Source organism: Candidatus Andeanibacterium sp. (genome assembly GCF_057143545.1).
Map to the genome: position 1 here is coordinate 1 of NZ_DBNHSF010000093.1, position 15,530 is coordinate 15,530.

Consider the following 15,530-nt stretch of genomic DNA (forward strand, 5'->3'; position numbering starts at 1 on the left):
TAGTGGAGGATGGCGAGCCGTTTGCCATCGTCCAGGCCGACACCCCGCACGAGATCTTCCACGCCATGGATATCCCGATCATCACCAATCAGTGGTGGTCGGCCTATATCTCGGCCAAGCAGCTTTCCGCGGTCTATTTCGATGCCATGGTCGAGGCGGGATATCCCGCCAACAGCTGCAAATATTGCTCGCTCGGACTGGCCTGTACCCTGGCAAACGATCCCAAGACCGCGCCGTGGGGCGGATTGCCCAAGCCGACCGTGCTGGTCGCTCGCCTCACCTGCGACTGCATCCAGCACGTCTTCGGCCAATGGGCTTCGGCCCTAGGCACGGAGTTCTATCCGATGGAAGCGCCGGCCTGGGAGAGCAAGGACCCACGGTGGTTCGACCATTCGAAGAGCGATTGGCGGCGCGTCTACCAGGCCGATCGGATTGCCCTGATGGTCAGCGAAATTCGCGACCTGATTGCGCTGCTGGAAAACCGCACGGGCAGGAAGTTCGAAGAGGCAAAGCTCCAGTATCTGATGGAACGGATCAACGAGCAGGAGGGCTATATCTGGGAGGCGGCACAGGCGCTCGGCAAGGCGCGGCCTTGCCCCGTTTCGATCGCCGAGCAGATGCCCAATACGATGATCCCGCAATGGCACCGGGGATCGGATTGGGCAGTTGCTCACGCCAGGAAGTTCCGCGACGAGGTGATGGATCGGATCGAGCAGGGGCTGGGCGCATCGTCGAACGAAAGATTGCGCCTGATGTGGATCGGAGCAGGCGTATGGCACGATCCCGGCTTCTACCAGGCGCTTGAGGAATCGCTCGGGGCAGTGTTCGTCTGGTCGATGTATATGCCGTTTGCCGGCCCGGCGTATATCCGCGACCTCGACGGCAATGCGATGGAGGCGCTCGCCAGCCGGGTCGCTTCGATGAACGAAGTGCTCCACCTGCCGCCATGGATGAACGGCTGGATGACCAGCGAGGCAGAGCGGTGCGGGATCGATGCGGCGATCCTGTTGCTGCCGCCCGACAATCGCCTCTCGCAATCGGGCACGAAGCTGACCGCCCTCTCGCTCGAAGCAGCGGGCGTTCCGGTGCTGACGATCGATGCCGACATGGTCGACGCCAAGATCTGGGATCACGATCGTATGGTCGGGATGGTTGCCGGGTTCCTCAAGGAGAAGGGACTGGCATGAGACGTTTTCTCGCCTTGCTCGGCTTGATGCTGCTGGCAGCCTGCTCGCGTCCGTTACCCGATGGCGTGACCGAACTGACCTATGCCACGCCCTATCCGCCGTCCCATCCCTTCAGCCGTGCGGACCAGCGCTGGATCGATTTCGTCGAGAGCCGGTCCGGCGGCGGCCTGAAAATCAGGCCGATCTGGTCGGGAGCGCTGCTGTCGTCGGACATGTCGATGGAGGAGTTGCGCCATGGTGTCGCCGATATCGGACTGATAACGCCGATTTACACGCGCGGCGGCTCGCACCTCATCCGCACGCAGTCGGGCTTCTACAGCGGGGCCGAGACTGTCGAAGCGCAAGTGGCGCTCTATCGCTGCATCGAGGCCGCGATACCGCAGATCGGCAAGGAACTGGACGGTCTCAAGGTCCTTGCGGTCCAGGGAGGACTGCTGCCCGGGATCGTTACACGCGATCGCCCCGTCCGGAAGCTGGAGGACCTCCAGGGCCTGCGGCTGCGCGCTCCGACCGAGCTGATGAGTGTCCTGCAGAATCTCGGCGCCGATCCGGTAAACATGCCGATGGGCGAGGTCTATTCGGCGCTTGCCAAGGGCGTTATCGATGGCGTGGTCGCCCCGGTCGACACCTTCAAGGTGCTCCATTTCGCCGAGGTCACCAATCACTTCGCGACGCTCAAGGTCCCGCGCGGGGCATATCCTTCCCGCGCGATCGGGGAGCGCAGCTGGAATCGGCTGACGGATGTCCAGCGCGATATCCTCAACAGTTCCATACCGGTGTGGGAAGCGGCGCTGGCAGAGGAAATCCGGATCGGTGCCGAAGAGGGCAGGATCGCTGCCGAAGAAGGTGGCATCGCGATCAGCGACCTGCCCGAATCCGACCAGGCAGAATTCGACGCGCTCTATTTGCGCGACGCGCAAGTGAATGCACAGGCGCTCGAGCCGCTTGGCATCGACGGCCTCGCGGCATTCCGCGTTGCCCGCAGCAGCGTTGTCGGCCGCGACCAGATCAGATGTGGAGAATGAGGGTGAAGCAACCGCTCGATGGAATAATTGTTGCCGACTTCAGCCATGTCATGGCCGGCCCCTACGCGTCCCACTTGCTGCGGCTTATGGGTGCGACGGTCATCAAGATTGAACCCAAGGCAGGCGACCAATTCCGGAACTATGGTGGCGACCGGCGCTTCGACGGGATGAGTCCGGCCTTCATCGCCGCAAATGTCGGCAAGAAATCCATCGCGCTCGACCTCAAGAACCCGGAGGAGCAGGCCATTGCCCGGAGAATCGTCGCGCGAGCGGACGTCCTCCTCGAGAACTTTCGTCCCGGCGTGATCGGGCGTCTCGGGCTGAGTTACGAGACGGTCAGGGACATCGCGCCGACCATCGTTTATTGTTCGGTCTCGGGATATGGCCAGAACTCCGCGCAACGCGACTGGCCGGCAATCGACAACATCGTCCAGGCGACCAGCGGGATGATGATGTTGAGCGGAGCCGAAGGCGATCCGCCGGTACGCGTCGGATTCCCGATCGTCGATACGCTGACCGGGCAGACCGCAGCGGTGGCGATCCTGGGGGCGCTGTTCCAGCGTGAACGGACCGGCGAAGGGGCCTATATCGATGTCTCGATGCTTGATGCGAGCCTGGCCTTCATGACCTCTGCGGTCACGCCGTATCTCGTCACGGGCAACAGTCTCAAGCGACTGGGCAATACGGGCTACAGCGGTCTTCCGACTACCGATTTGTTCGAGACCAGAGACGGTCGGCACATCTCCCTCGGGGTGGTCCAGGAAAACCAGTTTGCTGCGCTCGCGAGGCACCTCGACCGCAGCGACTGGTTGAGCGACGCACGTTTCGCGACACCCGATGCGCGACGCGAGAATTTCGAGGCCATGGCATCCGACCTGCGCGCGATCTTTGCGACGCGCGATGCCGCCGAATGGGAGGCCGAGCTCAGCGCGGCAGGCATTCCCTGCGGGATGATCCGCCGGGTCGACGAGGCCGCCAGGCTGGGCGGCAGGGACGCGCTGCTTCACCTTTCGATTCCCGGGATTCCGGTCACTTGCGATGTGGCGGTTCCCGGCATTGGCTTCAGGATGGAGCCGGGGGCGCCAGGGACGGACCAGCCGCCGCCCCGGATCGACGAACATCGCGAGGAGATCCTCGACTGGCTCGATAGCAGTGGAGAGGCAATATGAAGGCCGAGACCCGTTCGAACTTCGGTGGCGTGGCGGCGTTGATCGCCGCGGCATCGCTTCTAAGTGCGGCAGGGAGTGTCGCACAGGACCAGCCCTTCGATGCCGACGCTTTCCGTCGCGCCCAGGAAGAATTCAACAAGGTCCCCAATACAACGGGTGACGGCCCCTATCCGGCCGTCGTCGAGACCGACCCGACCTTGCCGGGGCATGTGATCTACCGTCCGGCGGACTTGTCGCCCTTCGGCGGCGGAAAGCTTCCCGTGTTCGTCTGGGGCAACGGGGCTTGTGCCGACGACGGCACGGCGCATCGCCTGCATCTCGCCCAGATCGCTTCCTATGGCTATCTCGTGGTCGCCGCCGGTCACTGGCGCAGTGGCCCCGGCGCGACCGATGGCCCTGCGGAAGTGCGGACCGCTACCGACGGCGTCCTCCCGCCCCCGGCTACCACCGCCGAGGATGTGCGCGCGGGTATCGACTGGGCGATTGCCGAAGGGCGAAGAGCCGAGAGCAGGTATTTCGGCAAGGTCGACAGGCATGCCGTAGCGGTTGGAGGTCACTCCTGCGGCGGCTTGCAGGCGATCGATGTCGCCGCCGATCCACGGGTAAGGACCGTGCTGATCCACAATAGCGGCATTTATAACGAGGATTTCGGCCGGATCTCCGGGATGACGGTTTCGAAGGATCAGCTGGACAATTTCCACCAGCCGGTGATCTACATTCTCGGCGGCCCTACCGACATTGCCTATCCCAACGGCACCGACGACTACGCCCGGGTCGACAAGGTCCCGATCGTCTTGGCCAACCTGCCCGTCGGCCACGGCGGAACCTTTTCCCGACCGATGGGCGGCGCGGTCGCACATGTCGCAGTCGACTGGCTCGAATGGCAGTTGAAGGGCGACAGGGTTGCCGCGCGTACGTTCATTGGCGAGAACTGCCGGTTGTGTTCGGGCACGGAATGGACACTCGAGCGCAAGGGCTTTTGAGACGGCAACATGACCTCAATTCGATCCTTGCTCCTCTCAATCCTGATGGTTCCCGCCCCGGCATGGGCGGCGACGCCGGATTATCGCGGTCCGGTCTATGACCGCGCGGCTCCCGGGTCGGAGGACTGGGAGTTCGAGCGGGTAGTGGTCGATCGCGGCGAAAGCCGATCGATCTACAATACGCGCGAACCGCAGTTCGAGCTTTACCTGCCCGATCCGGCGATCGCCAACGGCGCGGCGGTGATAATGCTGCCGGGCGGGGCGATGCGCGTGCTCGGTGTCGGAGGCGAATACGATCGCGAGATCGAAGGCTTTCTCGCGCAGGGCATCCTCGTGGTGGTGCTTGAATACCGGACCCTGCAAATGTCACCCGAGGCGATCGAGCGCGCCTCTGCCCCGCCGCCGCCCGATGCCCCCCCGATCAGCTTTCCCAAGATGGAGATCGTCAACGGCAACGCAAATCCAGCCCGCGGCAATCAGGCGATGGAGGAATTGCGAGAACTGGCGGTCGACGATGCCCAGGCAATGCTGGCGATCATGCATGCGCGCGCCGGCGAGTGGGGGATCGATCCCGCCCGGATCGGCGTGGTCGGGACATCGGCTGGAGGCGGCGTGGCGTTCGGAGCGCTGCTCGCGGACGCACCCGACGAGCAAATGCCCGATTTCCTCGTTTCGATTTACGGGCCGTCGCTGCAGGATGTCGTTCCAGGCGAGAACGCACCGCCGCTTTACCTCATAACCGAAGCCGATCACGGCCCGGTCACCGACGGGCTGATCGCCGCCTTTTCGATCTGGAAGGACGCCGGGCAGCGCGCCGAACTGCATGTCTACGAAGTGCCCAATTTCTCGATGACGATCGACTTGTGGGGTGGGCGCCTGTTCGAGTGGATGCGCGAACAGTCGATCCTGCCGCCGGAGGACCAGCAATGAAACGCGGAATCCAGTTCGCTCTTGCCGCCTTTGCCGCGGCTTCGATGTCCCTATTTTCGGCGATAGCGATCGCTTCGTCTGCCGATGAGGGCAAGGTCAGGTGGTGGGATCCGGGATCGGGCGAAGTCATGCCCGAATTCGTGGTCTATCCCAATCCGGCGGGCCATCTCGGAATTCTCAATGCCGATGGCCCACTCGATACCAGGGGCCACCCCTTCTTCGAGCCGCTCGGTCCCAACGGCCGGGCCTGTGTCAGCTGCCACCAGCCTGCCGACGGGATGAGCCTGTCGCTGCGCTCGATCCAGCAACGCTGGGAAGACACCGGGGGCACGGACCCGATATTCGCGATGGTGGACGGAGCCAACTGCCCCAACCTGCCCAAGGGCAATCCGGCTTCGCACTCCCTGCTGCTCCAGCGCGGGTTGTTCCGGATCGGCATTCCGTGGCCGCCGAGGGACGCCAAGGGCCAGCCGTTCGAGCCCGAATTCGACATCGAGGTGGTCCGCGATCCGGGCGGCTGCAACACCGATCCGGTATTCGGGCTCGATAGCCCCAACCCGACGATCTCGGTCTACCGGCGCCCGCGCGTGGTCGCCAACATGGGCTATGTCGTGCACCAGAATTTCGGTGTCAGCCCGTTTGTCGGCAAGACCGGCGAGCCGGCCTTGCGTGATCCCGATACCGGCCTTCCACTCAACATGAACATGATGGCCGATGCGCGCGTGGTGACGCTCAAGTCGCAAATGGCGGATGCCGCGCACAGCCATCTCGAATGGGACAATCTCACGCCCGAGCAGATGGCGAGGATCGAGGCGTTCGAGCGCCAGGTCTATGCCGCGCAGGTCGACATGGGTCCCGGCGGCAGCCTGATTGGGGAAGACGGGCCGCCCGGGCTCGGCCCCTATAATTTGCGGGACGGCGAACCAGGCGTGCTGGGCAACAACACCACGCGCTGGGTCATCCCGATGGGCGACGCCTGGCAGCAGCCAACGCCCGGTGAGAGCACCGAACAGCGCGCGATGCGCGAATCGATACTGCGCGGCCAGCAGATATTCCACTTCCGCACCTTCTGGATCCGGGATTCGATGCACCTGAACACGGTCGGGCTGGGCAATCCGACCAAGCGCACCTGTTCGACCTGCCACGGCATGCACATGACCGGGCTCGACACCGTGAACGGGTGGATGGACATTGGCACCACCAACCTGCCCTGGGCCAAGGAAGCTCCCCGCAATCCCTGGCAGACCGAGGACGAGTTGATGCCGCTGTTCAAGATCACCTGCAGCCGTTCCGCCCAGCCGCATCCCTACCTTGGCCGGGTAATCTACACCCAGGACCCGGGGCGCGCGCTGATCTCCGGCAAGTGTAACGATGTCGGGACGATCGTGATGCAGCAATTTCGCGGCATTGCCGCCCGGGAGCCATATTACTCCAACGGGTCGGCACGGAACATGCGCGAGCTGATCGACTTTTACGACCGGCGCTACAACATCCAGTACAGCGAGCAGGAGAAAGTCGATCTCGGCAATTTCCTGAATGCATTGTGAGGGCCGCCGCGATGAACAAGCTCGCCCCTTCGATATTGGCCCTCTCGCTGTTTGCGAGTGCCACGGCACAGGCACAGCAACAGGCGAGCTTATCGTTTGTCGCCTGCCCGATCGTCCAGGACACGCCGAGTGTGCCGTGCTGGCTCGCCGAATACGAAGGCAAGACTTACTACATGGGCATCCAGAGCGATGTTTCGGCACCGTTCAATCCGCCATCGCTCGGCCACAAGGTGCTGGTCGAAGGTCAGGTGACCAGTCGCGAGGAATGCGGCGCAACCGTGATCGAGCCGATCACGATCTCGATCCTGCCCGAGCTTTCGCCCGAATGCGACGACCTGAGGATGGTGCGCGAGGGAATCGACATCAGTTTCACGCCGCCCAGGCCACCGGGGCCGAGCGGGGGGCGGCTTGCCTTCGATTATCCGGACCCGCCCGAACAGCCGCAGCCGCCCTTCGCTCCCAGGTCGTTCACGATCACCTATTCGTTCGAGGGAATGGTCAATTTCCAGACCCCCAGGGTCATGGCGCCGGCGCTTGAATATGCACAACTGTCAAACGCCAGGGAGATCGAGGTGACCGGCTATCGCGGCGCAACCCGGCTCAGCGACGGGACCGTGCTGGTCGAACATGAGGGGATCGCCATCGAGCGGGCCGAAGAGATTGTCCGCATGTTCCGCGGCGCCGGTCTCGAGGAGGTCAAGTTCAGGACCGTCGCCATGGGAGAGGCTGTCGAGGGTGGACCGGAGAACCGCAAGGTCGAGATCCGGATCCTGCCCTGAACGCAGGCGGTGCTAGAGAGGAAAGTCCAAGGAGAGAGCCAAATGAAGACCGCACGGCGCACATTCATCAAGGGCATGACCGCGGCCGGAGCCATGACCGGCCTGGGTGCCGGAGCGACACCGCCGCGGCGTCCGAATTTCCTCATTATCCTGGCCGACGACATGGGTTATGCCGATCTTGGTTGCTACGGTTCGCGTCACATCCGGACACCCTATCTCGATGGTCTTGCGGCACGGGGAGCGAAGCTGACCGATTGCTATGCCAATTCGCCGGTGTGTTCTCCCACCCGACTGTCGCTGGCGACCGGGCGCTATAATGTGGCCTTCAGGACCGGTCTTATCGAGCCCTTCTCTGCCGGCGAGTGGGGAGAGTCCGCTATACCGGAAGGCTACCCCACGATGATGCGGCTGATGCGGGAAGCCGGCTATGCCACATCGCTGGTTGGAAAATGGCATCTGGGCGAGACGGAAATCGGCAGCCCGCTCGCGCATGGCTATGACGAATTCTACGGCTTCCTCGGCGGTGCGATAGACTATTTCACACATCAATGGCTCGGCAGCCCCGCGCTTCGCAGGGATGACGAAGAAACCGAAGATTTCGGGTATATGACGACCCTGCTCGCCGATGAGGCGGTCAAGTCGATTGAGCGCCACGGCGAGAGCGGCAAGCCATTCCTCCTGAGCCTCCACTTCAACGCCCCGCATTGGCCGTGGGAAGGCCCGGAAGACCAAGCGCTCGGCGGCGACGGCGGGAGCAGCATCGCCAGTGGCGGATCGCTTGAAACCTATGCCCAGATGATGGAAAGCCTCGACCGCAATATCGGCAGGGTGCTGAGAACGCTCGATAATCTTGGCCTGTCGGACGATACGATGGTGATCTTCACCAGCGACAATGGCGGTGAGCGCTTTTCCGAAGTCTGGCCGTTCTCCGGCATGAAAGGGTTCCTGCTCGAAGGGGGCATCAGGGTGCCCGGCATCGTGCGCTTCCCCGGCCGCATTCCCGCCGGCACGGTTTCGAACCAGATGGCGACGACGATGGACTGGATGCCGACCGTGCTCGACGCCGCCGGGATTGCGCCACGCGCCGGACAGGTGCTCGACGGCATGTCGCTCGTTTCACCGCTGGTCAACGATCGCTCGGTCAATCGCTCGCTGTTCTGGAAATTCCAGGGGCACAACCAGCGCGCGGCGCGGATCGGCAATTACAAATACCTCAAGATCGACGAAAACGAGTTCCTGTTCGACCTATCCGTCGACACGCTTGAACGCGCCGATATCAAGGCAGACCAGCCCGAGAGGCTCGACTGGCTGAAGGAAGCATGGGAAGAATGGAACAGCGGCATGGTGACCGATGATGCGATAGCCGGCTTCTGCAACAGCCCTGCTACACTTGCCGGAACGATGTCGAACGGAGAAGGGACCAATTGCAAGGTCTACGCCCCCCGCCCGGTCGCTTCGGATTAGTCTTTGCTCTCCGGCTGTGAGTATGTTCCGAGAAGATGCATTGCCGCCCAAACGCAAACAAGGGAGTCTCTGACATGAAATTCGAACGCATCAATCCGCTGAACGGCGAAGTCGCCTCGTCCGCCGAAGCGATGCAGGCCGGCGAAATGGCTGCCGTCGCTGCCAGGGCTCAGAAGGGCTTTGCCGAATGGTCGAAGCTGGGCCCCAATGCCCGCCGAGCGGTGCTGATGAAGGCGGCTGACGCGCTCCAGGCGAAGAAGGACGAATTCGTTGCTGCGATGATGGGCGAGATCGGCGCGACCGCCGGCTGGGCGATGTTCAACCTGATGCTGGCGACCGGTATGGTGCGCGAGGCGGCGGCGATCACCACGCAGATCTCCGGCGAAGTCATCCCCTCGGACCATGAGGGCACGATTGCGATGGCACTGCGCGAACCCGTCGGCGTCATCCTCGGCATTGCGCCATGGAATGCGCCGATCATTCTCGGTGTACGAGCGATCGCGGTGCCGCTTGCCTGCGGCAACAGCGTAATCCTCAAGGCATCGGAGACCTGCCCGCGCACCCATGCGTTGATTATCGAGGCCTTTGCCGAGGCCGGCTTCCCGGATGGCGTGGTCAATGTAGTGACCAATGCCCCGGCCGATGCGGGTGAGGTGGTCGGCGCGCTGATCGATGCGCCACAGGTCAAGCGGATCAACTTCACCGGCTCGACGGCTGTCGGCCGGATTATCGCCAAGCGCGCCGCCGAGCATCTGAAACCCGTCCTGCTCGAACTGGGCGGCAAGGCGCCGATGATCGTGCTCGAGGACGCCGATCTCGACGAGGCGGTGAAGGCAGCCGCGTTCGGGGCGTATATGAACCAGGGCCAGATCTGCATGTCGACCGAGCGGATCATCGTGGTCGATGCGGTGGCCGACGAGTTCGCCAAGCGCTTCAAGGCCAAGGTCGAGACCATGCCGGCGGGCGATCCCGCAGCCGGCAACACGCCGCTCGGCGCGGTGGTCGACCGGCACACGGTCGACAAGTGCCTTGCGCTGATCGACGACGCGGTGAGCAAGGGCGCGGAACTGCTGGTGAGCGGCGAGACGACCCACAATGTGGTCATGCCCGCGCACCTGGTCGACAAGGTCACGCCCGAGATGAAGCTGTTCCGCGACGAGAGCTTCGGGCCGGTGGTCGGGATCGCCCGCGCGCGCGACGAAGCGCACGCGATCGAATTGGCCAACGATACCGAATACGGACTCTCATCCGCGGTGTTCACCAGGGACACGGCCCGCGGCCTCAAGGTCGCCCGCCAGATCCAGGCCGGCATCTGCCATGTCAACGCCTCGACCGTCTCGGACGAACCGCAAATGCCGTTCGGGGGCATGAAGGCGTCGGGCTACGGCCGCTTCGGAGGGAAGGCCGGGATCGATGCCTTTACCGAGCTGCGCTGGGTCACCTTCGAGACCGAACCGGGGCATTATCCGATCTGAGGAAATCATGAAGACCCAGGTTTGCATTATCGGTGCCGGTCCGGCGGGGCTGCTCTTGGGCCACCTGCTGCGCGCCGAAGGGATCGAGTGCGTGGTGCTCGAGCGGCAGTCGGGCGACTACGTGCTCGGACGGATCCGGGCCGGCGTATTGGAAACGATCACGGTCGGGCTGATGGAACGGCTCGGGCTCGATGCGCGGCTCAAGGCCGAGGGCCTCGTCCATGACGGCTTCAACCTGGCCGATGGCGAGCGGCTGGTCCGGATCGACTTGAAAGGGCTCACCGGCGGGCATGTCGTGGTCTATGGCCAGACCGAGCTCACCCGCGACCTGATGGAGGCCTCCGAGGAACGCGGGCTCGAAGTGGTGTACGAGGCCAAGGACGTCGCGCTGCACGATATCGAGAGCGATGCGCCTTATGTCACCTACACCAGGGACGGGGCCGAGCACCGCGTGGATTGCCGCTTCATCGCCGGCTGCGACGGGTTCCACGGACCAAGCCGCCAGGCGATCCCGGCGAGCGTCGGCCAGGCCTACGAGAAGGTCTATCCGTTCGGCTGGCTCGGGATCCTCGCCGATGTCCCGCCCTGCAACCACGAACTGATCTACGCCAACCATGAGCGCGGCTTCGCCTTGGCGAGCATGCGCAGCGAGACGCGAAGCCGCTATTATGTCGATGTCCCGCTGACCGATACGGTCGAAGAATGGCCCGACGAACGCTTGTGGGACGAGTTGGCGATCAGGCTCGGTCCGGAGGCGGCAGCCAACATCACCCGCGGCCCGGCGCTCGAAAAGAGCATCGCGCCCTTGAGGAGCTTCGTCTTTGCTCCCATGCGCCATGGCAGCCTGCTGCTCTGCGGCGATGCTGCCCACATTGTCCCGCCGACCGGGGCCAAGGGGCTCAACCTCGCGGCCAGCGATGTCCATTATGCAGCCGAGGCGCTGACCGGATATTTCAAGCGCAACGATAACGATGGCATTCCGGCCTATTCGGGCAAGGCGCTGGCGCGGGTGTGGAAGTCCGAGCGCTTCAGTTGGTCCTTGACTATGCTGATGCACCGCTTCCCCGACGACGGCCCGTTCGAACGCGCGATGCAGGTCGCAGAGCTCGATTACATCGCGTCATCAAGGGCCGCCCAGACGACCATCGCTGAAAACTATATCGGGCTGCCGGTCTCATGAGTGGCAGCTGGAGACGAGTTGCCTCCTGACTGCCTGCCCCACCAGCTGATTTTCGCCAAAGTTGGCGTCCGGGACACTTTCCCGTTCGGGCGGGAGTAATCCGCTGCCAAGATGATAACGCTACCGAAAATGCTCCACCGTGTTGACATTTTTGTGCGGCAATCACCTGCAATTTGGAAGATCCGGTTGACATACTGCGGGCTTGTGGTAATTACAGGCTAATGGTAGCGCTACCATTCTGACTAGGCCAGCGTTGGGAGTCGCGGCGAGTCGGGCAAATGGGCTGCCAAATTCATGCGTGTGGAGGGGACTTAATGATGGAACGAGTGAACACTGGTTGTGCGGACGACTCGCGTCGCCGCGGCAAGCTCTTGCGCGCAGCACTGGTTGCTGGCGCATCGAGCCTGGTCACGGGTATGTTTGCAGCTCCGGCGATGGCGCAGGATGCCGCTGACGATGACGGCGGCATTGTCGTTACGGGTATCCGGGCGAGCCTCGAACGTTCGATGGATATCAAGCGCGAATCGACCGGCGTGGTCGATGCCATCTCCGCCGAAGACATCGGCAAGTTCCCCGATACCAACCTCGCGGAATCGCTGCAGCGCGTCGCCGGTGTGTCGATCAACCGCGTCAATGGTGAAGGGTCGCAGGTTACGGTTCGCGGCTTCGGTCCGCAGTTCAATCTCGTCACCGTGAACGGCCGCCAGATCGCGACCTCGTTCGTGAACGCGGCCGGTGGCGACCAGTCGGTCGATTTCAGCCGCGCGACGAGCCGCTCCTTCGACTTCAACAATCTCGCCTCCGAAGGCGTGCAACGGCTCGAGGTTTACAAGACCGGCCGCGCCGAGATTCCTTCTGGCGGCATCGGTGCTGCGATCAACATCGTCACCCAGCGCCCGCTCGATGCTTCGGGAAGTGGCTTGCGCGGCAGCATCGGGGCCAAGGCGCTCTACGATCTCAGCAATGAGGATTTCCGGATCGACCCGGAATTCTCGGGCATCCTGACCTGGACCGATGTCGACGAGACGGTCGGCGTCTCGCTGTTCGGGGCCTACCAGGAACGCCAGAGCGCGGCGGCCAGCGCGACCTCGAACGACTGGAACATCCGTCCGTTCGCGACCTTCCCGGGCAATGGCCCGTCGACCCAGGTTTCCGGCGCCCCGTCCAATCCGGCCACGCTCGTGGCGGTGCCCAATGACAGCCGCTACCACTATTCGGAATCCGAGCGTCAGCGCCTCAACCTGTCGGGCACTCTGCAGTTCCGGCCGGTCGATACGCTGACCTTCACTGCCGACGCGCTGTTCGCGAAGAACGAACTCAGCGAACAGCGGACCGACCAGACCAACTGGTTCAACCGTCCGTTCGACAATATCACCTTCGATACCAGCGATACCGTCCCCACCGCCGTCTATATCGACGAGGGTTCGGGCTACGGCACCAAGGATATCGGCTTCGAGCAGCAATACCGCGCGACCAAGACCGAGCTCCAGTCATACGGCCTCAATGTCGACTGGGAAATCGGTTCGGGCTTCACCCTGACGCTTGACGGCAACCACTCGATCTCGAATTCGGATCCGAATTCGGCCAATGGTGCGAGCTCGACGCTGGTCAGCTTCGGCGCACCTGTCGTGGATGCCCATTCGGTCGACTATTCCGGCCCCGTTCCCAACCAGAACTGGACCTTCAATGACAGCGGTGCCGGCACCGACGGCATCCCCGGCACGGCGGACGATCGCGGCAACAACAACGGCGTGCTCGACATCGGCGATCTCGGCACCCAGGTGCAGCGCACCAACGCATCGAGCCAGCGCCATCGCCTGAACCAGTTCGGGGCGAATCTCGGCTGGGAATTCGGCGACGATGGCCGTTTCGATGTCGGTGCGACCTTTATCGATTCGCACATGACCAGCGCGCGGATCCAGACGCAGCAGACCCTTGGCGACTGGGGCATCAACAATGTCGGCGACGTGCAGCAGATCGCCGGCAGCCTGATTGAAGAATTCTGCCTCGGCTGCCAGTTCGACCATTATTCCGTGACCGACGCGGATATCGCTTTCCGCGGCAATGCGGTCGACCTCTACCAGGCCTTCGCTTCGCATTACGAAGGCCTCGGCAACCCGATCAATGTCAGCGGCAACGACTATGACGAGGTCGGCGAAAAGATCTGGTCGGCCTACGCCCAGCTCACCTGGAACGGCACCTTGGCCGATCGTCCGATGGGCATCGTCGCCGGCATCAGGTGGGAAAACACCGAGGTTACGTCCTCTTCGCGCGTCGCGGTCCCCGATCGCATCGAGTGGGATTCGGACAACGACTTTACCCGGGTCATCGGATCGAGCGCGGAAGAGATCGTGCGCGACGGCGAATACAACAACCTCCTTCCGTCAATCGACTTCCATATCGAACCGGCGGACGACGTGATCGCCCGCGTTTCCTACAGCAAGACCATTGCCCGCGCCGACTACGGCAATTTGTTTGCCTCGCAGTCCGCCGGCGCCCCCAACCGGCCGACCGCACTTGGCGGTGTGACCGGCGGCAACCAGGGCAACCCGGATCTCCTGCCGCTGATATCCGACAATTTCGACGTTTCGCTGGAATGGTATTTTGCGCCGTCCAGCTATGTCTCCGGCGGTTTCTTCTACAAGAAGGTGAAGAACTTCGTCGGCGTCGGCCAGATCACCCAGCCGCTGTTCGGCCTGCGCGATCCGAGCTCCGGCGCACCCGGCTCACGGTCGGGCGCGGCGCTTACGGCGATCAACAACCTTGGCGCCGTGCTGAGCGATGTCAGCCTGTTCACGATGACCGCGCTGATCGACGAGAACAACGGCGATGTCACTGCTGCCACGGCGGAATTCCAGGCTAACCTCCAGCCGAACGGGCAACTCGACCAGGCGTTCGTCGACACGGTCCTGGCCGCTCGCGACGTGATCGCCGACCAGAACGATCCGCTGTTCCAGTTCGATGTCGCGACCCCGATCAACAACGAGGAAGGAAACATCCACGGCTTCGAGCTGCAGGGCCAATACTTCTTCGGCGACACCGGGTTTGGCGTGTCGGGTTCGTTCACCAAGGTCTACGGCGACGTCAATGTCGACATCCTGTCCGACCCGGGCACCAACGTTTATGCGCTGGTTGGCCTGGCTGACAGCTTCAACGTCACCGGCATCTACGAGAACCAGGGGCTCTCGCTGCGGGTTGCCTATAACTGGCGCGACAAGTTCCTGTCGGCGGTGAACCGGGGCGGCGGGCGCAGCCCGGTGTTCTTCGAACCGTTCGGCACGCTTGACGCGCATATCGGTTACGAGTTGACCGAAAACATCGCGATGACGCTCGAAGCGATCAACATCCTGAGCGAGCCGATCCGGTCCTATGGCCGCGACGAGAACCAGCTGTGGTTCGCACAGGAACAGCATCCGCGCATCCTGTTCGGCGCGCGCTACCGGTATTGATCGATCGCTTGATCGAACACTAGATGAGGGGGAGAGGGCCGCTGACAACAGCGGCCCTTTTCTTGAGCATTGAGTCGAAGATGGGCTTCGCTCATAGTCTCTTGTCGCCAGGATTTACGGACCGAGCCATACAACGATGAACAACGTGCTCCTGAACAATGTGGATCACCACGATCTTCGGGTCATTACCGGCTATGGCGCGGAATTCGGCGACAATCTCAGCCAGGTGCAGGTGTTCCCGACCGAGTTCGAGGACATCCAGCGCGAATACCCGATCGTCTTTCGCAGCGACATAAGCGGAGCGCTCCGTCCGGTCGCGCTGCTGGGGCTGGGGCGCAGCGA

General features: G+C 63.0%; 12 protein-coding genes. All 12 read left to right on the forward strand.

Annotated elements, in window-relative coordinates; genetic code table 11:
- A partial coding sequence (locus AC16XC_RS05860; RefSeq protein ID WP_484033711.1) for a 2-hydroxyacyl-CoA dehydratase subunit D occupies nt 1–1,187 on the forward strand: 1,187 nt, incomplete at its 5' end.
- The gene (gene dctP / locus AC16XC_RS05865; RefSeq protein ID WP_484033712.1) at nt 1,184–2,212 is read left to right on the forward strand and encodes a TRAP transporter substrate-binding protein DctP; all 1,029 of its coding nucleotides are present in this window, start codon (nt 1,184–1,186) and stop codon (nt 2,210–2,212) included. The genes AC16XC_RS05860 and dctP, both read left to right, overlap by 4 nt.
- A gap of 2 nt (nt 2,213–2,214) precedes the next feature.
- On the forward strand, nt 2,215–3,381 hold the full coding sequence (locus AC16XC_RS05870; RefSeq protein ID WP_484033713.1) for a CaiB/BaiF CoA transferase family protein: 1,167 nt from the start codon (nt 2,215–2,217) through the stop codon (nt 3,379–3,381).
- Nucleotides 3,378–4,364 carry an alpha/beta hydrolase gene (locus AC16XC_RS05875; protein ID WP_484033714.1) on the forward strand — a complete coding sequence of 329 codons (987 nt, stop codon included), beginning with the start codon at nt 3,378–3,380 and terminating at the stop codon, nt 4,362–4,364. Before AC16XC_RS05870 ends, AC16XC_RS05875 begins: the two co-directional genes overlap by 4 nt.
- A gap of 27 nt (nt 4,365–4,391) precedes the next feature.
- Nucleotides 4,392–5,294, forward strand: a complete 903-nt coding sequence (locus AC16XC_RS05880; protein ID WP_484033715.1) for an alpha/beta hydrolase — start codon at nt 4,392–4,394, stop codon at nt 5,292–5,294.
- Entirely contained in the window at nt 5,291–6,841 is a 1,551-nt protein-coding gene (locus tag AC16XC_RS05885; protein WP_484033716.1) for a hypothetical protein, read from the forward strand. Before AC16XC_RS05880 ends, AC16XC_RS05885 begins: the two co-directional genes overlap by 4 nt.
- Before the next feature lie 11 nt (nt 6,842–6,852).
- A complete protein-coding gene (locus tag AC16XC_RS05890; RefSeq protein ID WP_484033717.1) occupies nt 6,853–7,620 on the forward strand; it encodes a hypothetical protein in 768 nt (255 codons plus the stop codon).
- A 42-nt stretch (nt 7,621–7,662) separates the two neighbouring features.
- Nucleotides 7,663–9,084, forward strand: coding sequence for a sulfatase family protein (locus AC16XC_RS05895; RefSeq protein ID WP_484033718.1), 1,422 nt, complete (start codon nt 7,663–7,665; stop codon nt 9,082–9,084).
- A gap of 74 nt (nt 9,085–9,158) precedes the next feature.
- Nucleotides 9,159–10,559 (forward strand): aldehyde dehydrogenase, encoded by a 1,401-nt coding sequence (locus tag AC16XC_RS05900; RefSeq protein WP_484033719.1) that lies wholly within the window; start codon nt 9,159–9,161, stop codon nt 10,557–10,559.
- A gap of 7 nt (nt 10,560–10,566) precedes the next feature.
- Entirely contained in the window at nt 10,567–11,739 is a 1,173-nt protein-coding gene (gene pobA / locus AC16XC_RS05905) for a 4-hydroxybenzoate 3-monooxygenase (protein WP_484033720.1), read from the forward strand.
- A 434-nt stretch (nt 11,740–12,173) separates the two neighbouring features.
- Complete coding sequence (locus tag AC16XC_RS05910) at nt 12,174–15,188, forward strand: TonB-dependent receptor (protein WP_484033721.1); 3,015 nt, start codon at nt 12,174–12,176, stop codon at nt 15,186–15,188.
- 136 nt (nt 15,189–15,324) lie between these two features.
- A partial coding sequence (locus AC16XC_RS05915) for a SapC family protein (protein WP_484033722.1) occupies nt 15,325–15,530 on the forward strand: 206 nt, incomplete at its 3' end.

Excerpts from the sequence above, each read along its gene's own strand:
- dctP (WP_484033712.1), top strand. The coding sequence starts at position 1,184 with ATGAGACGTTTTCTCGCCTTGCTCGGCTTGATGCTGCTGGCAGCCTGC.
- AC16XC_RS05875 (WP_484033714.1), top strand. The coding sequence starts at position 3,378 with ATGAAGGCCGAGACCCGTTCGAACTTCGGTGGCGTGGCGGCGTTGATC.
- AC16XC_RS05885 (WP_484033716.1), top strand. The coding sequence starts at position 5,291 with ATGAAACGCGGAATCCAGTTCGCTCTTGCCGCCTTTGCCGCGGCTTCG.
- AC16XC_RS05890 (WP_484033717.1), top strand. The coding sequence starts at position 6,853 with ATGAACAAGCTCGCCCCTTCGATATTGGCCCTCTCGCTGTTTGCGAGT.
- AC16XC_RS05895 (WP_484033718.1), top strand. The coding sequence starts at position 7,663 with ATGAAGACCGCACGGCGCACATTCATCAAGGGCATGACCGCGGCCGGA.
- AC16XC_RS05900 (WP_484033719.1), top strand. The coding sequence starts at position 9,159 with ATGAAATTCGAACGCATCAATCCGCTGAACGGCGAAGTCGCCTCGTCC.
- pobA (WP_484033720.1), top strand. The coding sequence starts at position 10,567 with ATGAAGACCCAGGTTTGCATTATCGGTGCCGGTCCGGCGGGGCTGCTC.
- AC16XC_RS05910 (WP_484033721.1), top strand. The coding sequence starts at position 12,174 with ATGGCGCAGGATGCCGCTGACGATGACGGCGGCATTGTCGTTACGGGT.